The sequence below is a fragment of the Sulfitobacter delicatus genome, from assembly GCF_900102535.1.
Lineage (GTDB): Bacteria > Pseudomonadota > Alphaproteobacteria > Rhodobacterales > Rhodobacteraceae > Sulfitobacter > Sulfitobacter delicatus.
Genome location: NZ_FNBP01000010.1, coordinates 81,067 through 104,873, shown reverse-complemented (window position 1 = coordinate 104,873; position 23,807 = coordinate 81,067). Strand labels below are relative to the sequence as shown.

Below are 23,807 nucleotides of genomic sequence, written 5' to 3'. Positions count from 1 at the left end.
AGGCCCCGCCATGTTGAAACTCTATTACGCGCCCGGCACGATCTCTGTAGCGGTCGCCATTGCGCTCGAAGAGGCGGGGCTGGCCTACGAGCCAGTCAAGGTCGACTTTGCCAGCGCCGCGCAGACCAAGCCCGAGTATCTTGCGATCAACCCCAAGGGGCGCGTACCTGCGTTGGAAACCGCAGAGGGGACCACACTTACTGAAACGGGCGCTTTGCTTGATTATGTCGCGGCAGTCGCGCCCGAGGCAGGGTTGGCTCCCGCCGATCCCGAAGCCGCCGCCCATATGCGCAGCGTGATGTACTACCTTGCATCGACCATGCATGTGGCACACGCCCATAAAATGCGCGGCCACCGCTGGGCCGACAATCAGTCGAGCTTTGACGACATGAAGGCCAAGGTGCCACAGACCATGGCAGATTGCGCGCGCTACATTGAGGACAACGCCTTTCAGGGCGACTACGTCGCAGGCGATGCTGTGAGCTTGGCCGACCCGTATCTCTTTGTTGTGTCGGGTTGGCTGGCAGGGGACGGTGTGGAGCGCGCGGACTTCCCCAAACTCGACGCCTTTGCCGACCGGATGGAAAACCGCGCAAGCGTTAAGGCGGTGCGGGAAAAAGGAATGCTCGCATGACCCATCTTTGGCTGCGCGCCGAGCAACGCGCGAATGAGACCCGCACCGGGCTCACGCCCGAGGGCGCCGCGCAGTTGATTGCGGCAGGGATGAAGGTGAGTGTCGAGGAAAGCGACAGCCGCGTGCTTCCCACCGCCGCCTATAAGCAAGCTGGCTGCGAGATTGTTCCGGCGCACAGCTGGCCGGATGCGCCGCGCGATGCGGTGATTTTCGGTTTGAAAGAACTGCCCGAAGACGGCACGCCGCTGCCGCATACCCACATAATGTTCGGTCATGCCTATAAGGGCCAAGCCTCGGGTCAGAAATTGCTGCAGCGCTTCAAAGCAGGTGGCGGCACATTGCTGGATCTGGAGTATCTGACCGATGATAATGGCCGCCGCGTCGCGGCCTTTGGCTATTGGGCAGGTTTTGCCGGGGCCGCGGTCGCCGTGAAATGCCGCATCGCGCAGTTGCGCGGGGAAGTCTGCGGCCCAGTGCAGCCATTCCCGGACGCCGAGGCGTTGAAAGCTGCTTTGGCAGAGGAGTTGGCAGAAGTGGACGCCGCCGAAGACCGCGCTCTGGTCATCGGAGCGCTGGGCCGTGTGGGGCGTGGGGCAACTGATCTGTGCGAAGCCATGGGCATCCCCGTCACCGGCTGGGACATGAAAGAGACCGCTCATGGCGGACCCTTCCCCGAAATCCTAGACCATGCCTATTTCTTCAATTGCATCCTAGCAAATGCCGAAACGCCGCCTTTCGTGCGGCCGGATGCGCCTGAAGCAGACCGAGCGCTGCGGGTTATTGGCGACATCGCCTGCGACCCAGATAGCGCGTTCAACCCGGTACAGGTCTATGACCGAGCCACGACATGGGAGGCGCCTGCCCTGCGGGTGCATGAGGATCCGCCGTTGGACGTTATGGCCATCGACAACCTGCCCTCAATGCTGCCGCTCGAAAGTTCCGAGGACTTTGCCGCGCAATTGCTCGACACGCTTTTAACGCTACCGGAACGAGAGAACCCCGTTTGGCAACGCGCCCGCGATCTCTATGCCGAACATGTGGCCAAGGTCTGAGGTCAGGAGAACAGCTTGTAATAGAGCCAGTCCGGCAGGAAGCGGCCCATGCGGAACAGCAGTGAGAACCCATAGGGGAAGTCGCGCTTAAAACTGTCGCCGCACATATGCTCATAGACCTCGCGGGCGGCTTTCTCGGGCTCCATCAAGAAGGGCATCTTGAAGTCGTTCTTGTCGGTCAACTGCGTCTTGATGAATCCGGGGTTAATAACCTGCACCTGCACGCCAGTCTTGCGCAGGTCAGCATGCATGCATTCCGCCAGCGACAGTGTCGCTGCCTTGGAGGCCGTATAGCCAATAGACCCGGGCAGCCCGCGATAGGCGGTTAGGCTCGAGGTAATCACGATATGCCCATGGTCCCGGGTCACCATCGTTGGCACCACCTGCCCCAGCACCCGCATCAGGCCGGTAAAGTTCACGTCGGCCATGGTCACCCCATGATCCGCCTCCCATTCCTTCACCCCAAATGGCCAATAGGCGCCGGCGAGATAGACCAGCCCATCGATCTCTCCGATCTCGGCGACGGCAGCGGCGATATCTTCCTCGCTGGTCACATCCATGACTCGGTAGCGCGCGCGCCCCGGAAGTTCTGCGACCAGATTGGCAAGTTTATCCTCTGAGCGGGCAGACAGGATGACCTCGACGCCACTGCGGCTAAGCTGATGTGCCAGTGCAGCGCCCAGCCCGTCGCTGGCCCCGACCAGCCAATATCTCTTGCCCTGCCATTCTTTCATCGGTCTTCCTCCGGTCTTAATGTGGCGACCAATTCGGCAACCTTCACCCCGAATTTGCGAAACTGACTGCGGTTGACGATGGTGCCCTCGGGCGTCAGATACATCCAGTCGACGGTGTTAAGGACATGGCCGCCAAGCGCCTCGGGCAGTCGAATGCGGTAGCGCAACTGCAAGGCAGGCCCGGCCTGAACCCCTTGGCCTTCGCCCACGACATCAGGCGCGGTGCTGGTGAAATGGCCGTTTTCGCCTAGCGTCACCGTCCATTCCCGCTCCTGCCGCGTGCCGTCATTGTAGCGAAAGCTCTCGGCAACGGTCGCCACCTTGCCATTCCAAGTCACGTTGAAGATCGCGGTAAAGCTGCTCGTAACCCGGCCCAGCGGGCCAAAGATCACACCCTCGCAGATCATTTTGTCGCGCAGATGCAGGCGCAAGTCGAACTGGGGGAAGGCATCGACATAGTCGCTCGGCTCCTGGCCGTGAAACTCCGCAAAGCGACGGCGCAGGATGGTCAGCAGAATCCCCAGACCAAGCCCTGCAGCAATGAAAATCAGCGGTTCGGTCACGGTTGCTCCATGGGTTGCGCGGTGGCGAGCAGGGCGATTGCCAACAGTTTCAGGGCGCAGGGTACACCAGCATAGAACCAGATCAACAGGCTGACAGCCGCGTCACTGCTTTCGCCGGGGCCGGTCTGCAACCCTGCACCTTCCAGCGCGGGAAGTAGGGCTATGGCGGCGAAAGCCAAGGTCAGTTTTGAAACAAACGACCAGAGACCAAAGCCCTCTGCAGCCGAGGGGGAAATCTTTGCCATCCGGCTCGCGAACATCGCAGGCAGCAAGGTCAGGTCCGCCCCAAGCACGGCGCCCGATGCCAAACAGACCAGCGCAAAGAGCCCCACATCGCCCGGCCCCAACAGCAATGCCCCTCCAAAAGCAACGATGCCAAGGCACATCGCTGCCAGCAGCACATTCCGCGCTCCATAGCGCTCCGCCAGCATACCCCACAGGGGGGCCGCGCCCGCGGCCGCAAGGAAAAACAACAGCAGAAGCGGCCCTTCCCAGCCCGGCGCCTCCAGCGCCAGCTCGACGTAGAACAGAAGCAACGTCGAGGTCACCGCCACAGGCGCTGCGTTGACCAAGGCGATCAGCAATAACCTCCGCGCCAATGCGTCGCGCAACACCGTGCCGAACCCTCCTACCACCGAAGTTGCCGTGGGTCGCCATTCACCCCGCATGGCTAATGCCGCAGCAACCGCTAGCACGGCAAAGCCAACGGCGAATCCCGTGAATGGGCGCGCCATCGCCATGCCCAACAGCAAAGGCGCCACCGAGGCCACGCAGACGCCCAGCAGCGCGCCAGTCTCGCGCCAACGGGCCAGGGCCAGATGTCCAGCACCCGGTAGAGCGTCAGCCTTAGCGACCCCCTGCGCGTAGAAGCAGATGGTCAGGAAGCTGAAGCAGGAGAAGACCACCGTTAGCATCAGCGCGAACCACAGCACCGGGTCTATCGGCGCAGGCACGGCCAAAAGCCCGAGCATGGCGACCGCCATAAAGATCGCGGCAACGGCAACCGCCACGCCGCGCCACGCCCGCAATGCCTGTGCCAACCACCCGAGCGCCGGGTCTTGCACCACGTCGAGCAAGCGCAGACCAAAAAGCACCGAGCCGAGTGCGGTCAGGGAGACGCCATATTCATCGACGTAGAATTTTGGTGCATGGATGTAGATGGGCAGGCCAGCCGCCGCGAGCAGTGCGGCAAAGAGCGCATAGGCGGGCAGTCTGGCGGCCCGGGCGCTCATCTGCTTGCGTGACCGTGGGCGCTGTCGCGCGAGACCTCGGTACGCGGTGCCTCGGGACGAGTCCTAAACCCGGCCCGTTTGATCCAAAGCTTCAGCGCCTGCCAGTGGATCAGCGCCAGCACCCGCCGCGCGCCAAAGGGGCGGCGTAGGAGCGACCATAGAATGCGACCATTCGTGAGCTGTGCGCGGGGGCCAGTCAGCGTCGCGATCAACCCGTTCTCGCCATCGGTAAAGTCGATCCAAATACCAATACGCTCGGCATTGATGTCGAAGCGAAATACGTAACCGCCCGACACATCTTGGAAGGGGGAAACATGCATCAGCTTGGCGGCTTTAAGACGATCTTCGGGCGTGATGGGCCGCATGTCGGGATGGTGGCAAAGGTAGGAATGCCGGTCGCCATAGGTGTTAGTCACCTCAGCGATTACAGCAATCAGCGCGTCGTCAGCGCGGGTGCAGAGCCAGAAGCTTACCGGATTGAAGACATAACCTAACACGCGAGGCTGGGCCAAAAGCCCAATCCGCGCGACACCATCAATTTCATGTGCCGCCAGCACCTCGCGCACCCAAACCGCCCCGCGCCCCTGCCCCGGCGGGCCGCCGTGGTCGCTGTCTTGCAGGCTGGTCAGCCCCGGCCCATGGCGCGTGAAAAGCGCGGGCGCGGCAAGCTCGGTCGCCTCGGCATCGCAGAGCACATAGTCGACCGAATAGCGAAAGCGGTTTTCCACGGCACCTTTGCGCCCGTGAAAGGTCTGCCCGCGGATATGATCGACCCTTGCCGTCACTCTGCCGCCAATGGTGCCGCCCGCCGGGTCCGCATCCGCTCGACCACATCGACGGCGCTCGACAGCCCATCCTCATGGAACCCATGCCGCATCCATGCGCCGCAGAACCATGTATTATGATCCCCGTTAAACGCCCGGACATCATCCTGTGCGGCCAGCGCGCCGAGGTCATAGACCGGATGGCGCAGGGTCACTTGGTCATAGATCAACTCTTCGCGGATCGTCCGCTTGGTGTTGAGCGTCACGAAATGCGGGTCGTTTTCGGGGATCGGCTGCAAGGAGTTCATCCAATAGGTCAGGTCGATCCGGTCCGACTTTTGCTGCCGATCCTCGGTATAGACCCATGAGGCCCAAGTAGAGCGGCGCTTGGGCATGATGCTTTCATCGGCATGCAGCACAATATCGTTGGGCTGATAGCGGATCGCGCCCAAGGCCCGTCGCTCTGCTTCGGTCGGATCGGCCAACATCGCCAGCGTGTCATCGGAATGGGTGGCAAAGATCACCTCGTCAAAGACCTCCCATTCACCGCCCCAAGCACGGACCTCGGCCCCCTGCGGCGTGCGGCGCACGGCCTGCACCGGGGTGTTCACCCGCAGAGCCACACCATTGGCCCGCAACGCGGCCTCCAAACGGTCGACATATTGCCGCGAGCCGCCCTCAACCGTGTACCACTGATGCTGGCCCGTGTAGTTGAGCAGCGCGTGGTTCTCAAAGAAGTTGACCATCGCATGGGCCGGGAAATCCATGATCTTTTCCGTCGGCGTGGACCAGATCGCGCCAGACAGCGGCGAAAGATAAAAGTCGCGGAAGTAACGACCCGTACCGAGCCGATCGAGGAACGCGCCAATGGTCAGCGATGTATCGCGGGACACCTCCAGCGCGTTTTTGTTGAAATGCACAATGTCGCGCAGCATCCGCAGAAACGGTGGGCTGAACATATTGCGCTTTTGGGCGAAGACTGCGTTGAAGTTGGTCAGCGCATATTCCAACCGTCCGCCATCAATGGACGCACCAAAGCTCATGTTCGACTTTACCACTGGCACGTCCAACTCTTCGAACAGCGCGGCCAGATGCGGATAATTGGCGTAGTTGAACACGATGAACCCGGTATCAACGGGCTGGTCGCCGTTCTTGCCCGCGATCACCGTCCGCGCATGGCCCCCGATCCGTGCGCCCGATTCAAACAGCGTCACCTTGTCTGTCGGCGCCAGCATATGCGCCGCCCCCATGCCAGAAATGCCGCCGCCAATCACGGCGACTTTGCGGGGCTGGATCATGTCGTTCATGGCTTCAAATGGCATTGAGGCGTTGTCCTATCTTGGTCCGAGGTCGGAAAGTCTGGTTCACACACGGGCCAAGCGAGGCCAAAGTTGCAGCGGGTGGTAGAAATTTTTTGGGAAGTCGCGGGCACAGTGGGCGCGCGCGAGGAAAGGCGGGAGGATCGCTAGGACAGCAGATCGGGCAAAGCCGCCTGACCCCGCGCCAATTGGGTCAGATAGCTATCGGTGTCGATATTCGCACCGCAGACAATCAGCCCCACGCGCCGCCCGGCCAAATGCCCGCGCAACGGCCCAAGCGCCCCGGCCATCGCAGCCCCGGCGGCAGGCTCCACCGCCAGTTTTGCGGCCTGTTGCAGCACCACCATTCCGGCGCAGATCGCGTCATCGCTCACCGTCACCACGTCATCGACATAGACCGCACAAAGCGCATGGCCGAAGGGCAGCGCCATCGGCGGCCCGAGGCTGTCTGCGATGGTATCGACCCTGTCGAGGGTCACCGGCGCCCCGGCGGCAAGGCTTTGCGACATGCTGTCAGCGCCCTCGGGCTCCACGCCATACACCCGGCACGCCGGATTGACCGCCTTGACCGCTGCGGCCACGCCGCTGATCAGCCCGCCGCCACCGACAGAGACCACAACCGCATCCAGATCGGCCACCTGCGCCATCAGCTCCAACCCCACCCCGGCGGTGCCGAGCGACGTGTGCAACCCCTCGAATGGATGGATAAAGATCCGCCCCTCCTCGCGCACCAAGCGCTCGGCTCCGGCAAAGGTCTCGGCCCCCGGCGGTTTCATAATCACCTCGGCCCCGGTGGCACGGGCGAGGTCGACGCGGAAAGGGTTGGCGTTGTCTTGCATCACGACTTTGGCGCTGATGCCCAGTTTGGCGGCGGCCCAACCGGCAGCGATGGCATGGTTGCCCGCACTTGCCGCTGTGATGCCCCGCCCACGGGTGTCATCGTCAAGACTGCGCGCCACCGATAGCGCCCCACGGGCTTTGAACGTGCCCGTATGCTGGAAACACTCCAGCTTGAGCGCGACATGAGCCCCGTCCAGCACATCGCTCACCATCGAAGAGAAAAGCGGAACCACCGGCGTCTGGAGGATATCGTTGCGCAGAGCGGCCGCCCGCGTCTGCATCGCCTCCAGCGTCATGCCGGTAATATCCACGTCGTCCATTTAGCCGTTCCCTTCGGGTGTCCTTAGGGGAACAATAGCCTCACTTTGCTCTTCGGCCAGTTCTTCGAAGTCGAAATTATGCAGACGGCCTGCGCGTTTGGCGGCTTTCTCGCTGCTGACCTTGATCTCTTCGACATCCCGGCGGGCTTGACCAAAGTGGCGGTCGAGGTTGCCCACCCGCATCGCCAACCGCTCGACATCCTTGTTCAGATTGCCCAATTCGCGGCGGATCGCGCCTGCCTGTTCGCGCATTCGCGCATCTTTCAGGATCGCGCGCATGGTGTTGAGCGTGGCCATGCAGGTGGTCGGGCTGACGATCCAGACGCGCTTTTCAAAGCCTTCGCGGACGAGTTCGGGGAAGTTCGCGTGCAGCTCGGCATAGACGGCTTCAGACGGCAGGAACATCAATGCGCCCTCAGCGGTCTCGCCCTCAAGAATGTATTTGTCGGCAATGGCGTTCAGGTGCACCCGCACGGCGGTTTTCATCTGCTGGGCGGCGGCGCGGGTCTCACCTTCGGTCTTGGCCCGGCGCAGCGCCTCATAGGCTTCCAGCGGAAATTTACTGTCGATCACGATCGGCCCCGGTGGGTTGGGCAGGTGGATCAGGCAGTCGGGCCGTTTGCCGTTGCTGAGCGTGGCTTGCAGCGAATAACTGTCGCTCGGCAGGGCTTTGGACACGATGTCACGCAACTGAATTTCACCGAAGGAGCCGCGCGTTTGCTTGTTGCTCAGGATGTCTTGCAGCGACAGCACATCGCCCGAGAGTTTGGTGATATTGTCCTGCGCCTTGTCGATAGAGGCGAGCCGTTCTTGTAGCTGCGTCAGGCTGGTCGTGGTGCGTTTCGACGAGCCATGCAGCGTCTCGGTCATACGCTGCTGCATCTCGGCCAGCGAGCGGGCCGAGCGGGCGGCGTTGTCGGCCAAGCGGTCCTGCATCTGCTGCTGCACATGCGCAAGCCGTGCTTCCATGCTCTGCATCATCTGCGCTTGGGTGTTGGTCTGCGTGTCCGAGACCATCTGCAAGCCGCCGCGCAACTGCTCTTGTCCCTGCCCCAACTGCTGCACATGCCCCCCAAGGATGCGCATCTGCTGCGCCAAAGGGGCCGCCACGCGGGCCGAGCGGCCAGCGGCGCGGACCGCCATAATGAGCAGGATGACGATAAAGAACAGCAGCCCCGCCCCCGCGAGCGCTGCGAGAGTCAGGGGGTCCGACAGGTTCAAAGTCGTGCCGCCAAGCTCCATCAAGTCCGCCCGAAAAGCCGTTCGATGTCAGCCAGTTTAAGCTCGACGTAGGTGGGCCGCCCGTGGTTGCACTGGCCGGAATGGGGCGTCGCCTCCATCTCGCGCAGCAGGGCGTTCATCTCTTCGGCGCGCATCCAGCGGCCTGAGCGGATCGAGCCATGACAGGCCACGCGGCTCAGGATCGCTTCGATCTTGGCTTGCACGATGTTGCTGTTGTCGCCGTCGTCCAACTCGTCCAGCACATCAAGGATCAGGGCGCGGGCGTCGACCGTGCCGAGGATCGCAGGGGTTTCGCGGACCGCGATGGCGCTGCCGCCGAAGGCCTCAACGCCAAGGCCCAGCTTCGCAAGGTCGTCGGCAAGCTCCAGCAGCCGCGCACAGTCATTTGCGGAAAGCTCTACGATCTCGGGGATCAACAGCGCCTGTGCTGCGACGCCGTTGTCGTTCATCTGGCGTTTCAGCTTTTCATAGACCAAGCGCTCATGCGCCGCGTGTTGGTCCACGATGACCATGCCATTGGCGGTCTGCGCGATGATGTAATTCTCATGCACCTGCCCGCGGGCCGTGCCGAGGGGGTAGTCCGGCGCTGGCGTTTCGGACGCCGCTTCGGCAGCCGGGGCATCAGACATCGGCGTGCCCTCGACCCGGCCCCAAACGCCAGCGGTCTCAGCAAATCCCGGCGCCTGCGCCTGATAGGCGGCCTCGCGTGCGGCGGGACTGGGGCGCTCCATCCCGGCGCAGTCCATCTGATAGACCCGCGCGCCCTGCGGTTCAGGCTGCATCGCGCCCAGCGTCGCCTGCGCCACGGTGGTCGACGCACGGTGCCCGGCTTCGGCCAGCGCATGGCGCAGGGCCGAGACGATCAGCCCGCGGGCCAGCCCCGGATCGCGGAAACGCACCTCGGATTTGGCCGGGTGGACGTTCACATCCACTAAGGTCGGCGGGCATTCGACAAAGAGCGCCGCCGCCGGGTGGCGGTCTCGGCTGAGGAAATCGAAATACGCCCCCCGCAGCGCCCCGGTCAGCAGCTTGTCCCGCACCGGGCGGCCATTGACGAAGAGATACTGCGCCACCGCAGAGCCACGCGAATAGGTCGGAAGTGCCGCGAAACCGGTGAGGTGCAGCCCCTCGCGCATCGCATCAATGGGCAGCGCATTCTCGGCAAACTCGCGGCCCAAGACCTGCGCCAAACGGCCATGCAACGCCTCGAACAGGTCCCCCTGCTCGGCCTCGGCGCGGAAGACGTCGCGGCCTTTGCCGTCGCCCGACACATCGCGCAGCACGAAGCGCACGAAGGGTTCGGCCATGGCAAGCCGTTTGATGACATCGCCGATGGCCTGCGCTTCGGCTCGGTCGGTGCGCAGGAACTTGAGCCGCGCCGGGGTGGCGAAGAACAGATCGCGCAGGGTGACGATGGTGCCGCTGTTGAGTGCTGCGGGCCGCACCTCGCCCATGCGGCCCCCGTCGACGGTGATTTCTGCGCCGTCATAGCCGCTCGCCCGGCTGGTGATGCTCAAACGCCCCACCGCGCCGAGCGACGGCAGCGCTTCGCCGCGAAAGCCGAAAGTGTGGATGTTCAGCAGGTCCGACCCATCGATCTTGGAGGTCGCATGGCGCGACAGGGCCAGCGACAGATCGTCAGGCGCGATGCCGCAGCCGTCGTCGGTTACCCGGATCATCGTCTTGCCGCCGTCGGCGTATTCCACCGTGATCCGCCGCGCCCCCGCGTCGATGGCGTTTTCCACCAGTTCCTTCACGGCAGAGGCCGGACGTTCGACAACCTCGCCTGCGGCGATGCGGTTGATCGCGGAATCATCCAACTGGCGGATAATGGGGCGATTTTCGCTTATATTGGGGTTCGGTGTGGCCATACCGCAAAACCTAGCATGGGCTGCGCCGATTCTGCCAGATGCGAATGGGGCGTGGTGAACGCTTATCAGAGGGGTCGGGATAAGTCAGCGGACCGCCGCCAATGCTGGGGCGATCCGCTCATGGGTCGTCTACTCGGCGCACTGGTGCTTTTGTTATTCCGGTCTTATCAGAGCGGCGGGCGACCCGGGTACAGCAGTTCTCCGGGGGAGGTTGCACCCTGTATAGACGCAGAGCGAATCACAGGTCAAAGCAAAAGCGAATCAGTTGCGCAAAAAACGAATCGTTGTGATTCGGTTAAGCTGCGGGGGCCGCGGCGCCCCGGTGACGATGCGGGCCAAAAACCGCTGCAAACCCTAGGATTACGCCCGAGACTGTCGCAATCATCCCCGCCGCCGACACCGAATCCCGCATTCCAATCCAAAGCGGCCCGTATCCCGCCAAGACATAGCCCACCACCGCCGCCAGTGTCGCAAACAGCACCGACCACGCGATCTGATGCTCCAACCGATTGGTCATCATGCGTGCCGCCGCAGGGGGGCAGATGAACATGGCGATGACGATAATGCTGCCCACGGCATCAAAGGCCGCCACGGCGGCAATTGCGGCGACGATGACAAGACCAAGGCCCAAAGGCCCGGTCTTCAAACCGATGGTGCGGGCAAATCCTTCGTCAAAGGTGCTGATTTTGAGCGGTCGCCAGAACAGCGCGGTAAAAAGCGCGACGAAAAGCAGGGTGACCGCCATGCGCGGCAGTTCCACCGGGATGGTTGCCAGCGCCTCGGGGTCCAGCAATGACGCCCAGCCGGTGGCGTCCAACCAGATCAGGCTTTCGAGATTGCCGTAAAGCGCGTGTTCGACGTCCAGGTGCACATTGCTGGTGTCGGATTGCTCCAGCAGCAGAACGCCCCCGGCGAACATTGCGGTAAAGATCACGCCCATCGCCGCACCGGACTCGATTTTGCCCAAACGGCGCACACCTTCAATCGCAAGCACGGCGATGATCGACGCTCCAGCGGCGCCCAGCAGCATGGGCCAAGTCGTCACCATGCCGGTCAGCAGAAAGGCCACAACGATCCCCGGCAGCACCACATGGCTGATCGCATCACCGATGAGCGCTTGGCGCCGCAGGACGAGGAAATTCCCCGGCAGAGCACAGGCCACGGCCACGAAAATACCAATCAACATCGGCACCAGCGACAGGGGGACAAATTCAGAACCGCTCATGCCATCACCCCGCCGCGTAGATCGATGCGGCTGTCAATTTCGCGAATTTGGTCGGTGGTGAGCACCGTCTCAATCGGCGTCAGACCGTCATATTGCTGGGCCGCCGCCTTATAGGCCGGGTCGCTGCGGATCAACTGCCAGCGGGTCTCATCGCGCAATGCCTTGGCCGCCCGGCCCCGGCCTGCTTGCGTGGCGACGCCATCTGGCAGGGCATAGCCCTCGGCGCGCAGCAAACGCAGGGTGCGTTGTTCATAGATCGGTTGACCATGCGCCAGCGCCAGCAGCCCTTGGCGTAGATGCACCCGACGCTGGTAGCGGCGGTGGCGTAACAGGGCCGAAAGCGCACCCCGTCCGGGGGCCAGCAACAGCGACAGGGCGAAAAGCGCGAACCCCACCAGAACGATGATCGGCCCGGTCGGCAAGTTCGGCTGCGCCGCAGAGAGCGCCGCGCCGATATATGCAGCGATTCCGCCAAGCGTCCCGGAGATCAGCACCACATGATCGGTCCGCTCGCTCCAAAACCGGGCGGTGACGGGCGGAATGATGAGCAGTGCGACGATCAAGATCAGTCCGACGATCTTGAGCCCCACGACCGTCACGGCCAGCACGAGCCCCATCATCGCCAGATCGGTGCGCGGCACGTTCTGGCCAATGGCCGTGCCATATTCGGGATCAAACGAAGCGAGCGTCAGCGGTCGGCGCAGCAAGAGCACCAGCGCTAAGGTCAACGCCGCCGCCACCGCGATGATCAGCGCGTCACTGCGCAGCATCCCGGCGGTGGAGCCGAGCAGGAAGTCTTCGAGCCCCGCCTGCCGCCCCGCGCTCATGGTTTGGATGACAGTCAGCAAGACAATGCCCAGACCAAAAAAGACCGACAGCACCGAGCCGATTGCCGCATCTTCCGCCAGCCGCGTTCGGTTGCTCAGCCACGAGACCAGCAACAACCCCGCCCCCGCCGAGAGCGCTGCGCCAGCTAAGAGGCCGATCAAATTGCGCCCGTCACCGCCGAAGGAGACCATCACCATAAAGGCGAGCGCCACCCCAGGCAGCGTCGCATGAGAGATCGCATCACTGACCAATGCGCGTTTGCGCAAAAACAGGAACGTGCCGCCGACGCCGGCGGCCATGCCCAACAGCGTAGCCCCTAACGTCACCAGCGTGGCGTTATAGCCTAACTGCAGAAATAGGGCTTCCCAGATCATGACAGTTGCAACGCATCCATCTGCGCCCCGGCCAAGCGCCCGCCATAGGCGTCCTGCAGGTGATGGGCTTGGAACACTTCTTCGACACGGCCTTCGGCAACGCGATGGGTGTTGATTAGGAAGACATTGTCAAAATACTCGGGCACGGTGGACAGGTCATGGTGCACGGCGACGACCGTCTTGCCCGCATCACGCAAGGATTTGAGCACCGCAATGATTGCCTTCTCAGTCGCGGCGTCGACCCCGGCAAAGGGCTCGTCTAAGAGATAAAGATCGGCGTCTTGCGCCAAAGCGCGTGCGAGGAACACCCGTTGTTGCTGGCCGCCCGAAAGCTGGCCGATCTGCCGGGTGGCGAAATCCTCCATTCCCACGCGGGCAAGACAGTCAGCGGCGCGCGCACGATGGACCGGGCGTATGCGGCCCAAAAGACCCAATTGCGGGTAGAGCCCCATCAGCACGACATCAACCACACGGGTCGGGAAATCCCAATCCACGCTGGCGCGTTGCGGGACATAGGCGATGCGGTGGCGCTGTTGTTCGACTGGCTTGCCATAAACGGTGGCCGTGCCCGCCAGTGGCGTAAGAATGCCAAGCGCGGCTTTCAAAAGCGTGGATTTCCCCGCGCCATTGGGCCCGATGATTGCTGTCATCTTGCCCGGCTCCACTGTCATATCGACAGAGAAAACCGCTGGTTTCTGCCCGTAGGATACGGTCATGCCTCGTACGGCAAGCGGGCTTTCGGCGCGAGGGGCGACGGTTTCTTGGCTGCTGGCGAGTTCGAGGGTCATAGATCAGCTTCCCTGTGTCAACTTACCATTCATCCCGCCTGCATTCACCGGGGCACCGAGGGCGCGGGCGATGGTGGTGACGTTATGGTCAATCATGCCGATATAGGTGCCTTCATAGCTGCCGGGCTCGCCCATCGCGTCACTGTAGAGCGACCCGCCGATCTTGACCTCATGTCCCTGCGCGGCGGCACCTTCCACCAGTGCGCGCATATTGCGATCAGAAACGGAGGTCTCGACAAAAACCGCGCCGATTTTGCGGTCGACCAATTCGTCAACCAACGCCGAGATCCGGTTCAATCCGGCCTCACTGTTGGTTGAGATGCCTTGAATGCCGATCACCTCAAACCCAAAGGCCCGGCCAAAATAGCTAAAGGCGTCATGGGCGGTAACCAGCACACGCTGGCTGTCGGGAACCTGCGCTACCACCTCTGCGGCATAGGTGGCCAGCTGCTTTAGCTCAATTTTGTAGGCATCGGCATTGCGCGCAAAGCTCTCAGCCCCGTCCGGTCGCGCCTCGCTCAATGCGCGGGTGACCTCATCGACCACGGCGATCCATGTTTCCGGGTCCATCCAGACGTGCGGATCGAAACGACCTTCATAGTCGGGGTGGCTCAACAAAGTGTCTTTTGGCAAGGAATCAGCCACGGCGACCACAGAACGTTTACGGCTAAGGTCCTCAAAGAAGCGCTCCATCTGGGCTTCAAGATAAAGCCCGTGCCACAGCACCAGATCAGCACGCGTAAGGGCTACGATGTCGCTCCGCGTCTGGCGGTAGCCGTGCGGGTCGACACCCGTCCCCATCAAAGCGCGAACTTCAACCAGATCACCGCCCACCCGCCGGGCAGCATCGGCGATCATCCCTGTTGTGGCAATGACGTTGAGCGTCTCTGACGCAAGGGCCAGGGGCGCTGATCCCAGCAGTGCGAGACCACTCAATCCTCCGATCAAAGCGGCGCGACGTGTTGGGCGGAACGGATCATTTGCATGTTTCATGACGCCTATATGCGACTCATTCTCAACTAAGTCAACAGTTGCGAGTGAGTCGCATTAACGCTTTCGGAATGTCGCCTAGTTTTTGGGCAAAGAGGCCATGACGCGAGGTTAGCTTCGCTTGCCTTGCCCCGTCCCGCATGGCACTTTGCCCGTCTGACCAAAGCGGAGAGACCCGATGGCCACCCAGAATACCTCGCAGGGCACGCAAGCCCCGACCAGCACCTCCGGACACCTGCCACAGGTAACCGAAGCCCGCGTTGAGCCCATGCCGCTTGATATGAACTGGGTGCGCTCGGTGCAGGCGAACACCTCAGCCATTGAGCGCCGCGCCGCCGCCCTGCCCGCACGCCGATCATTGAAGAAGGCGCATCAGGCCGCGTGGCTCCTGCGCGCCGTAACCTGCATTGATTTAACAACGCTTTCTGGCGATGACACTGCTCGCCGGGTCGAGCGTCTTTGTGCCAAGGCACGCCAGCCTGTTGCCCCCGCAATCCTTGACGCGCTCGGCATGGGGCCGATCACCACAGGCGCGGTTTGTGTGTACCACGAGATGATCCCCGCCGCGCGCAAAGCGCTGGAAGGCACCAATATTCCGATTGCCGCTGTCTCGACGGGCTTTCCCGCCGGGCTATCGCCGCTGGAACTGCGCATACGTGAGATTGAAATGAGCGTGGAAGCAGGCGCGACTGAAATCGACATCGTGATCTCTCGGCGGCATGTCCTGTCGGGCGACTGGCAGGCGCTTTATGACGAGATGCGCGCCTTTCGCGAGGCCTGTGGGGATGCACATGTGAAAGCGATCCTCGCCACCGGCGAATTGGGTTCGCTGCGCAATGTGGCGCGGGCGTCACTGGTTTGCATGATGGCGGGGGCGGACTTCATCAAGACCTCCACCGGCAAGGAGAGCGTCAACGCCACCCTGCCCGTCAGCCTCGTGATGATCCGTACAATCCGCGAGTATTACGAGCGCACCGGCGTGCGCGTGGGTTACAAGCCCGCGGGCGGGATTTCCAAGGCCAAGGATGCGATCACCTATCTTGCTTTGATGAAGGAAGAGCTGGGCGACCGCTGGTTGCAGCCTGACCTGTTCCGCTTTGGCGCGTCCTCGCTCTTGGGCGATATAGAGCGGCAGTTGGAGTACCATGTCACTGGTAATTATTCGGCGGGCTACCGCCACGCGACCTCCTGAGCCTGTTGCAGGCTGCGGGACGGTATTTGGAAAAGGATGAAGGCATGAGCGTGTCCGAGATTTTTGAGAGCATGGAATACGGGCCAGCCCCGGAATCGGCGGCAGATGCGCTGGCGTGGATCGTGGATCAGGGCGGGCGTTTTGGTCATTTCATTGATGGCGCTTTCACCGCGCCGGGTAAGGGATTTGACAGCAGCAACCCGGCGACGGGTGAGGTGCTGGCCAGCCTGACGCAGGCGACACAGGGTGATGTTGATAGCGCGGTGAAGGCAGCGCGCAAGGCGCAGCCGAAGTGGGAGAAGCTGGGCGGCCATGGCCGGGCGCGGCATATCTATGCGCTGGCGCGGCTGTTGCAGAAACATGCGCGGCTGTTTGCAGTGTTGGAGGTGCTGGACAACGGCAAGCCGATCCGCGAGGCGCGCGATATCGACGTACCTTTGGCGCAGCGGCATTTTTACTATCACGCTGGCATGGCGCAGCTGATGGAAAGCGAATTACCCGATGCGCAGGCGCTTGGGGTGTGCGGGCAGATCATTCCGTGGAACTTTCCGCTACTGATGCTGGCGTGGAAGATCGCACCGGCGCTGGCGATGGGCAATACCGTGGTGTTGAAGCCTGCGGAATATACTTCGCTGACGGCGCTGCTTTTTGCGGATATTTGCCGTCAGGCCGGACTGCCGAAGGGTGTGGTGAACATCGTCACCGGTGATGGGGCTGTGGGCGAGATGATCGTGGGCCACGAGGACATCGACAAGATCGCCTTTACCGGTTCCACCGCCGTGGGCCGCCGCATTCGCGAGGCCACGGCCGGTTCCGGCAAGGCGCTGACCTTGGAGCTGGGGGGCAAGTCGCCTTACATCGTGTTCGACGACGCTGATCTCGATAGTGCCGTCGAAGGGTTGGTCGATGCGATCTGGTTCAATCAGGGCCAAGTCTGCTGTGCTGGTTCGCGTCTGCTGGTGCATGAGCCGGTGGCTGATCGTTTCTATGCCAAGCTGCGCGCCCGGATGGAGAAGCTGCGCATTGGCGATCCGCTGGACAAGAGCAACGACGTGGGCGCGCTGGTCGATCCGGTGCAATACAAGCGCGTGAGCGAGATGGTGGAGGCCAATACTGCGGGTGAGCGTTTTGTGACGCCGGGGGAGATGCCAGCGAACGGTTGTTTCTATCCGCCGACGCTGATCACCGGGCTGAACCCGGCTGATACGCTGATGCAGGAAGAGATCTTTGGGCCGGTTCTGGTGTCGACGACGTTCCGCACGCCTGCTGAAGCGGTGCAACTGGCCAACAACACGCGCTACGGTTTGGCGGCGACGGTCTGGACTGAGAATGTGAACCTTGCGCTTGATATTGCGCCGCAGCTTGAGACTGGGATCGTCTGGGTCAATGGCACCAATATGATGGACGCGGCCGCAGGCTTTGGTGGCAAGCGTGAGAGCGGCTTTGGCCGTGAGGGCGGCTGGGAAGGTTTGGCGGGTTATACCAAGCCCAAGACCGCGAAGAAGCCGCTAAAGGAAATTGAGCCGTTCTCAGGTGAAGGCGGGCCGGAAGATGGCATCGACCGCACCGCGAAGCTCTATATTGGCGGCAAACAGGCGCGGCCCGATGGCGGCTATTCGGCGCCAGTCTGGGGCAAGTCGGGCGGGCTTTTGGGGCATGTCAGCCTCGCCAACCGCAAGGACGTGCGCAACGCGGTTGAGGCCGCGCAGGCGGCCAAGGGGTGGTCCAAGACCACCGGGCACCTGCGGGCGCAGATCCTGTATTACATTGCCGAGAACCTCGCCGCGCGGGGCGATGAATTTGCCACGCGGTTGGATGCGATGCAGGGGACCAAGACGGGCCGCAAGGAGGTCGATACTGCCATTGATCGGCTGTTCACCTATGCCGCTTGGGCCGACAAATATGACGGTCAGGTGCATGGCGTGCCGATCCGCGGGGTGGCGCTGGCGATGAAAGAGCCGGTGGGCGTGATCGGGGCGCTTTGCCCAAATGAGGCGCCGCTGCTTGGCCTGATCTCTTGCATTGCGCCCGCGATTGCCATGGGTAACCGGGTGATCCTTTCGGCCAGTGAAGCCTTCCCGCTGGCGGCGACGGATTTTGTGCAGGTCTTGGAGACCTCGGACGTGCCGGCGGGTGTGGTCAACATCCTGACCGGGCCGCAAGCAGATCTGGCCGAGCCGATGGCGCGGCATATGGATTTGGATGCGGTCTGGTGTTTTGGCGCGGCGGAGCTGTCGGGCATCGTCGAAAAGGGCGCGGCAAGCAATATTAAGCGCACTTGGGTCAACCACGGCATAGCGCGGGATTGGTTCGGGGCCGAAGGCGCGGGGCGTGAATTCTTGCAGGCCGCGACCGAGGTGAAGAACATCTGGGTGCCTTACGGCGAATAACCGCGCGACGATTAAAGACTTAGAAACGCCGCCCCCGAGAGAGGGCGGCATTTTTTGTTAGTCCTGCGGGGCGGCTGTGGCTTCGAGCCCTTCAGGCTGGCCAACCACGACGAAGTGCAGGTTCTCCGGCTCCAACAACTCACCCGCCACGCGCTTGACGTCCTCAAGCGTCACCGCCTCGACCCTGTCGTTGCGGGTGGCGATATAGTCGATGGGCAAGCCGAGCATTTGCATTCCAACGAGGATATTGGCGATCGGCCCGTTGCCGTCAAACCGCAGCGGATAGGCGCCGGTGATATAGGTCTTGGCGGCCTCTAGCTCCTCTTGGGTAATACCCTCGTCAGCCGCTTTGGCCCATTCGGCGCGGATCACGTCGATTGCTTGGGCGATGCGGTCGTTGGCGGAACTGACCGAGCCGAGATAGGTTTCGGCCAGATCGCGAGGCGCGAGGTAGGAGTAGACGCCGTAGGTCAGCCCGCGCTTTTCACGGACCTCAGTCATCAGGCGCGATTCAAAGCCGCCGCCGCCGAGCACGTGGTTCAGCACCGTGGCGGCGAACCAATCGGGGTCGTCTTGCGCAATGCCGGGCTGGCCAAAGAGCGCGACGGATTGCGGTGTGGCGAAATCGACGATGGTGGTGCCGGGGGGAATGTCGACCTCCGCACGCGGCGGCATGGGCGCGCCTTTGGCGGGCAGGTCGCCGAGCAGGTCGTCAAGCATCGTCCCAAGCTCTTCGGGTGTGATGTCACCCACCGCGCCGACATAGATGCGATCCCGGGCGAGAACTGCGCTTTTGGCGGCCAGCAAATCATCGCGGGTGAGCGCCGCAACACTATCGAGCGTACCGTTCAGCGAACTGCCGTAGGGATGGTCGCCAAAAGCGATCTTGTCCAAGGTCTGGTTGGCGATCTTGTTGGGGTCTTTTTGGTTGGACTTGATATTGGCAATCACCTGCCCCCGCACCCGCTCAATCGCATCCGCGTCAAAGCGCGGCTCCATCAAAGCGGCGCGCAGCAGGGCGATGGAGGCCTCGCGGTTTTCGGTCAGGAAGCGGGCCGAGATCGACAGTGAATCGTCAGATACGTCAAAGCCCAGCGAAGTCGCCAACGCCTCGGTCTCGCGGCTGAAGGCACGCGCATCCATGTCACCCGCGCCCTCTTCCAGCAGCCCGGTCATCAGGTTGATCGCCCCGCGTTTGCCGGGCGCATCAAGCGACGCGCCGCCGCGGAAGCGGATTTCGAGTGCGACGAAGGGGATCGAGTGCTCTTCAACCAGCCAAGCGGTGATACCGCCGGGGCTGGTGACGGATTGAATGTCGACTTCGGCGCGGGCGGGGAGCGCCGCGAGGAAGGTCAGGATCAAGGCGTAGATAAGTCTCATTGCGCGTCCTCCTTCATCAGCCAGCCTGTGACCGATGCGCGTTTGTCGAATACAGTACGGGCGGCATGCATGATGTCATCAGGGGTGACCGCCTGAAGCACATCGGGCCAGGCCTGCACATCCTCTACCGTCAACCCAATGGCCAGCGCCGAGCCATAGCGATGCGCAACGCGGTCCGCATCATCGCGGGCGTAGATTTGGTCAGCGCGCAGTTGCGCCTTGATCCGGTCGAGGTGGTCCGCGTCCACGCCTGTTTCTATGAACTCCTCTAGCACCTTGTCGAGCGCCGCTTCGGCTTGCTCAAGGCTCACACCGGGCACGGGCAGCACGACCAGATCGAGGGTCGTGTCATCCAGCGTATCGGCCTTGTAGAAAGCACCGGTATAGGTCGCGATCTGTTCGTCAAATTGCAGCTTTTCGTTGAGGTAGGACGTCGTCCCCCCGCCGAGCAATTCGCTCAGCAAGAGCAGGGCTGCCGCTTCTTCCTGTGCGCCGCTGTCGCGTTCTTGGGCCAGATAGGACCTGCGCACATAGGGCTGCGCCACGCGGTCGTCGCGGTAGGTCAGACGGCGCTCAGCGATCTGTGGCGGTTCTTCGGTGCGCAGCCGTTCGGGCAGGTCGGGGTTGGTGGGGATTTGACCATAGGTCGCCTCTGCCAGTTCGCGCACCTCCTCGGGGGTTACATCGCCCGAGACTACGAGAATGGCGTTGTTTGGCGAGTAATAGAGCTCATAGAATGACAGAGCGTCTTCGAGGTCCAGCTCCTCCATCTCATGTTTCCAGCCGATGATCGGCACGCCGTAGCGATGGTTGAGATATTGCGCGGCGTTAAGCTGTTCGCTGAACAGGGCGGCGGGGTTGTTCTCGGTCCGCTGGTTGCGCTCTTCGAGGATCACGTCGCGTTCGGTGCGGATGTTTTCGGGGGTCAGACGGATGTTCTTCATCCGGTCGGCTTCCATCTCCATCATCAGCCCAAGCCGGTCTGCCGCAACACGCTGGTAATAGGCGGTGTAGTCGTAACTGGTGAAGGCGTTGTCGCGCCCGCCATTGGCGGCGACGGTGGCGGAGAATTCGCCGGATTCCAGCTTGTCGGTAGCCTTGAAAAGCAAGTGTTCAAGAAAATGCGCCACACCGGAGGAGCCTTTCGGCTCGTCCGCAGAGCCGGCGCGGTACCAGACCATCTGCTGCACAACCGGGGCGCGGTGGTCTTCGACGACCACCACTTCCATGCCGTTATCGAGGGTAAAATGGGTTACCGCTTCATTCGCGCGCGCCTGCGCAAACGGGGCTGTGAAGAGCGTCGCCACCAGGGCCGCCAGCATCGGCAGTCGGATCATTGGATGTCCTCTAAAATGTCGCGTCCCGCATTACCTACGCGGTCTGACGCAACATTCAAGAAGCCTAGCGGAAACGTGTGTTCTGCGGGGGGTAGGACGGCGTGCGTGCCCCGGCCTTGCGCCAGCGCTCAGCCTCGGCATGGGCGTCAAGCTGCTGACGTTTGTAAGCTTGGCTGTAGCGGTCCACCGGTACGATGCGGAACTGCGTAAAGCGGCCCTTGCGCTTGCGGAACTCGGCGTCAGCCTCGGCCAGAGTGCTGCGGATGCCCGGCTGCACGCCAAGACGACTGGCCTGCTGAACCAAAGCCGCATCGCTCGCCGGAATGCCGTCGGATGTATCAAGCCGGCCACCGAATGCCGCCATGCCTTCGGCAATCGCCGAACGGTCGGTCAGGTTGGCCTGCCCCGGTGTAGGTGTCGGCAACGAACTGAAGTTTTCGGGCTGTTCCAGCGGCTTAACGGGCTGGATCATGAACTCATCCGGCCCCGCAGAAGTCGACCGGATGTCGCGCAGCCCCTGATTGCTGCAGGCGGCGAGGGCCAGCGGGATCAGGCTGAGTAGGGCAATGCGGCGCATGGTGTCTCCTTTCGGGGTCTGACCCTCAATATCGCAGGCGGGCGGGCAATGTCACTGACCTTTTTTGCCCCGACGTTTGGCGGCTGGTTTGCTGTCACTTGTGAAGAAGATCAATCCGATCGCCCCGGCGAAAATAAAGACATCGGCGAGGTTGTAGACGAAGGGATTGTTGATGCCGCAGCAGGAGTTATTCAGGAAATCCAGCACGTAGCCATAGATCAGACGATCCGCCACATTGGCAAGCGCCCCGCCGACAAGCAGCCCGCCGCTCAGCGCCGCCCAGCGCCCCTGCGGGCTGCGCCAAAGCCAGACGGTCACCGCCACGCAGATCACCAGCGCGAGCAGCACCAAAACCCATTGGCTCATGTCGCCGCCGAGGCCAAAGTTGATGCCCCGGTTTTCGCCATAGCGGAAATTCAGCACCGGGGGCAGCACGTCGATGGACCGGATACGCGCCAGTTCCATCATGTGAATGACCACATATTTGCTGATCTGGTCGATCATAAAGGCCACAAAGGCCGCGATGCCGAAAATCCGCATGAGGCTGCCTTTTGCTTAGTGCCGGAAGTGGCGCATGTTGGTAAAGACCATGGCGATGCCCGCCTCATCCGCCGCTGCGATGACTTCATCGTCGCGCATGGAGCCACCCGGCTGGATCAGCGCCGTGGCACCGGCCTCGGCGGCGGTGATCAGACCGTCGGCAAAGGGAAAGAAGGCATCGGAGGCCACAACCGAGCCTTGGGTCAGCGGTGCTTCGATGTCCATGACCTCGGCCATATCCTGCGCTTTGCGTGCGGCAATGCGGGTGCTGTCCACCCGGCTCATCTGGCCCGCGCCAACGCCGACGGTGGCGCCGTCTTTGACATAGATGATGGCGTTGGATTTGACGTGCTTCGCCACGGTCCAAGCAAAGAGCATGTCGTCCAACTCTTGATCAGAGGGCTTACGCTTAGTCACGACCTTGAGGTCATCGCGGCTCACGCGGCCCACGTCTTTGTCCTGCACGAGGAACCCGCCAGAGACTTGACGCACGGCCAGTGCAGCGCTTGCCGGATCGGCCAGACCTTCGGTGGTCAGCAGACGCAAATTCTTTTTTGCGGCGAAGATGCGCTTGGCATCCTCATCGGCACCGGGGGCGATAACGACCTCGGTGAAGATCGCGGCGATGGCTTCGGCGGTTGGCCCGTCCAGCGGCTGGTTCAGCGCGATGATGCCGCCAAAGGCCGAGGTACGGTCACAGTCAAAGGCGCGTTTGTAGGCGTCGAGCATCGTCTCGCCCCGTGCCACGCCGCAGGGGTTGGCGTGTTTAATGATCGCACAGGCCGGGCCGTCCTTGGGATCGAACTCGCTCACCAACGCAAAGGCCGCATCGGTGTCGTTGATGTTGTTGTATGACAGTTCCTTGCCCTGATGCTGCACGGCGTTCGCCAGACCGGGCGCGGTGGAGCCATCGGCGTAGAAAGCCGCCTGTTGATGCGGGTTTTCGCCATAGCGCAGGGTTTGCGCAAGCGTACCGCCAAAGGTCCGGCGGCGCGGGGTGCCTGCGACCTGCTCGGCCATCCATGTGCTGACGGCGGTGTCATAGGCGGCGGTGCGGGCATAGGCGGTCTGGGCCAGACGCTGACGCAGGGCGTAGGAGGTCTGGCCGTCGTTGGCCTCCATCTCGGCGATCACCTCGGCGTAGTCCTCGACGTCGACCACCACATTAACGAACCCGTGGTTCTTGGCCGCAGACCGGATCATCGCCGGGCCGCCGATGTCGATGTTCTCGATCACCTCGGCATATTCCGCGCCTTTGGCGACGGTTTCCTCAAACGGATAGAGGTTCACCACCACCAGATCGATCGCGCCGATGTTATGCTCGTCCATCGCGCCAACATGTTCATCATTGTCGCGCAGGGCCAGCAAGCCACCATGCACCACCGGGTGCAGCGTCTTCACGCGTCCATCCATCATCTCGGGGAAACCCGTCACATCGGCCACGTCCAACACCTCAAGCCCCGCATCGCGCAGCGCGCGTGCCGTGCCGCCGGTGCTGAGCAGTTCCACGCCCCGCGCCGCCAGTGCACGGCCAAGGTCCAAAAGACCGGTCTTGTCTGAGACGGAAAGCAGGGCGCGTTTGATCGGGTGCAGGTCGGGCATGGGGCTGGTTCCT

General features: G+C 62.4%; 21 protein-coding genes. 4 read left to right on the top strand and 17 right to left on the bottom strand.

The window, feature by feature from the left end:
• Positions 1 to 10: 10 nt before the first annotated feature.
• Complete coding sequence (locus BLS57_RS15720) at positions 11 to 634, top strand: glutathione S-transferase family protein (RefSeq protein ID WP_093743665.1); 624 nt, start codon at positions 11 to 13, stop codon at positions 632 to 634.
• Positions 631 to 1,686, top strand: coding sequence for a saccharopine dehydrogenase (locus BLS57_RS15715; RefSeq protein ID WP_093743664.1), 1,056 nt, complete (start codon positions 631 to 633; stop codon positions 1,684 to 1,686). The genes BLS57_RS15720 and BLS57_RS15715 overlap by 4 nt, the downstream gene beginning before the upstream one ends.
• Positions 1,687 to 1,688: 2 nt before the next feature.
• On the opposite strand, the gene BLS57_RS15710 is transcribed toward BLS57_RS15715, so the two are convergent.
• From BLS57_RS15710 to BLS57_RS15655, 12 genes are all read right to left on the bottom strand, one after another.
• Positions 1,689 to 2,420: an SDR family NAD(P)-dependent oxidoreductase gene (locus BLS57_RS15710; RefSeq protein ID WP_093743663.1), complete on the bottom strand. Its 732-nt coding sequence runs from the start codon at positions 2,418 to 2,420 to the stop codon at positions 1,689 to 1,691.
• Positions 2,417 to 2,983 carry a DUF3833 family protein gene (locus BLS57_RS15705; protein ID WP_093743662.1) on the bottom strand — a complete coding sequence of 189 codons (567 nt, stop codon included), beginning with the start codon at positions 2,981 to 2,983 and terminating at the stop codon, positions 2,417 to 2,419. The genes BLS57_RS15710 and BLS57_RS15705 overlap by 4 nt, the downstream gene beginning before the upstream one ends.
• Entirely contained in the window at positions 2,980 to 4,215 is a 1,236-nt protein-coding gene (locus BLS57_RS15700) for an MFS transporter (RefSeq protein ID WP_093743661.1), read from the bottom strand. Before BLS57_RS15700 ends, BLS57_RS15705 begins: the two co-directional genes overlap by 4 nt.
• Positions 4,212 to 5,000 (bottom strand): DUF1365 domain-containing protein, encoded by a 789-nt coding sequence (locus tag BLS57_RS15695; RefSeq protein ID WP_093743660.1) that lies wholly within the window; start codon positions 4,998 to 5,000, stop codon positions 4,212 to 4,214. Before BLS57_RS15695 ends, BLS57_RS15700 begins: the two co-directional genes overlap by 4 nt.
• Positions 4,997 to 6,301 (bottom strand): NAD(P)/FAD-dependent oxidoreductase, encoded by a 1,305-nt coding sequence (locus BLS57_RS15690; protein ID WP_093743659.1) that lies wholly within the window; start codon positions 6,299 to 6,301, stop codon positions 4,997 to 4,999. The genes BLS57_RS15695 and BLS57_RS15690 overlap by 4 nt, the downstream gene beginning before the upstream one ends.
• 143 nt (positions 6,302 to 6,444) lie before the next feature.
• Positions 6,445 to 7,458 (bottom strand): pyridoxal-phosphate dependent enzyme, encoded by a 1,014-nt coding sequence (locus BLS57_RS15685; protein WP_093743658.1) that lies wholly within the window; start codon positions 7,456 to 7,458, stop codon positions 6,445 to 6,447.
• On the bottom strand, positions 7,459 to 8,703 hold the full coding sequence (locus tag BLS57_RS15680) for a DNA recombination protein RmuC (protein WP_093743657.1): 1,245 nt from the start codon (positions 8,701 to 8,703) through the stop codon (positions 7,459 to 7,461).
• Complete coding sequence (gene mutL, locus BLS57_RS15675) at positions 8,700 to 10,571, bottom strand: DNA mismatch repair endonuclease MutL (RefSeq protein ID WP_093743656.1); 1,872 nt, start codon at positions 10,569 to 10,571, stop codon at positions 8,700 to 8,702. Before mutL ends, BLS57_RS15680 begins: the two co-directional genes overlap by 4 nt.
• Positions 10,572 to 10,866: 295 nt before the next feature.
• Entirely contained in the window at positions 10,867 to 11,796 is a 930-nt protein-coding gene (locus BLS57_RS15670) for a metal ABC transporter permease (RefSeq protein ID WP_093743655.1), read from the bottom strand.
• A complete protein-coding gene (locus BLS57_RS15665; RefSeq protein ID WP_093743654.1) occupies positions 11,793 to 12,998 on the bottom strand; it encodes a metal ABC transporter permease in 1,206 nt (401 codons plus the stop codon). The genes BLS57_RS15670 and BLS57_RS15665 overlap by 4 nt, the downstream gene beginning before the upstream one ends.
• Positions 12,995 to 13,786 carry a metal ABC transporter ATP-binding protein gene (locus tag BLS57_RS15660; protein ID WP_093743653.1) on the bottom strand — a complete coding sequence of 264 codons (792 nt, stop codon included), beginning with the start codon at positions 13,784 to 13,786 and terminating at the stop codon, positions 12,995 to 12,997. The genes BLS57_RS15665 and BLS57_RS15660 overlap by 4 nt, the downstream gene beginning before the upstream one ends.
• A 3-nt stretch (positions 13,787 to 13,789) precedes the next feature.
• On the bottom strand, positions 13,790 to 14,779 hold the full coding sequence (locus tag BLS57_RS15655; RefSeq protein WP_093743652.1) for a metal ABC transporter solute-binding protein, Zn/Mn family: 990 nt from the start codon (positions 14,777 to 14,779) through the stop codon (positions 13,790 to 13,792).
• A gap of 175 nt (positions 14,780 to 14,954) precedes the next feature.
• On the opposite strand from BLS57_RS15655, the gene deoC reads away from it, so the two are divergent.
• Positions 14,955 to 15,968, top strand: coding sequence for a deoxyribose-phosphate aldolase (deoC, locus tag BLS57_RS15650; RefSeq protein WP_093743651.1), 1,014 nt, complete (start codon positions 14,955 to 14,957; stop codon positions 15,966 to 15,968).
• A gap of 44 nt (positions 15,969 to 16,012) precedes the next feature.
• The gene (locus BLS57_RS15645) at positions 16,013 to 18,358 is read left to right on the top strand and encodes an aldehyde dehydrogenase family protein (protein ID WP_093743650.1); all 2,346 of its coding nucleotides are present in this window, start codon (positions 16,013 to 16,015) and stop codon (positions 18,356 to 18,358) included.
• Positions 18,359 to 18,415: 57 nt separating this feature from the next.
• Here BLS57_RS15645 and BLS57_RS15640 read toward each other — a convergent pair whose 3' ends face one another.
• From BLS57_RS15640 to purH, 5 genes are all read right to left on the bottom strand, one after another.
• Positions 18,416 to 19,738 (bottom strand): M16 family metallopeptidase, encoded by a 1,323-nt coding sequence (locus BLS57_RS15640; RefSeq protein ID WP_093743649.1) that lies wholly within the window; start codon positions 19,736 to 19,738, stop codon positions 18,416 to 18,418.
• Positions 19,735 to 21,075, bottom strand: a complete 1,341-nt coding sequence (locus tag BLS57_RS15635) for a M16 family metallopeptidase (protein ID WP_093743648.1) — start codon at positions 21,073 to 21,075, stop codon at positions 19,735 to 19,737. Before BLS57_RS15635 ends, BLS57_RS15640 begins: the two co-directional genes overlap by 4 nt.
• 64 nt (positions 21,076 to 21,139) lie before the next feature.
• Entirely contained in the window at positions 21,140 to 21,652 is a 513-nt protein-coding gene (locus BLS57_RS15630) for a DUF3035 domain-containing protein (protein ID WP_093743647.1), read from the bottom strand.
• Between the two features lie 51 nt (positions 21,653 to 21,703).
• Complete coding sequence (lspA, locus tag BLS57_RS15625; protein ID WP_093743646.1) at positions 21,704 to 22,192, bottom strand: signal peptidase II; 489 nt, start codon at positions 22,190 to 22,192, stop codon at positions 21,704 to 21,706.
• A gap of 15 nt (positions 22,193 to 22,207) precedes the next feature.
• Positions 22,208 to 23,794 carry a bifunctional phosphoribosylaminoimidazolecarboxamide formyltransferase/IMP cyclohydrolase gene (gene purH / locus BLS57_RS15620; protein ID WP_093743645.1) on the bottom strand — a complete coding sequence of 529 codons (1,587 nt, stop codon included), beginning with the start codon at positions 23,792 to 23,794 and terminating at the stop codon, positions 22,208 to 22,210.
• Positions 23,795 to 23,807: the final 13 nt, after the last annotated feature.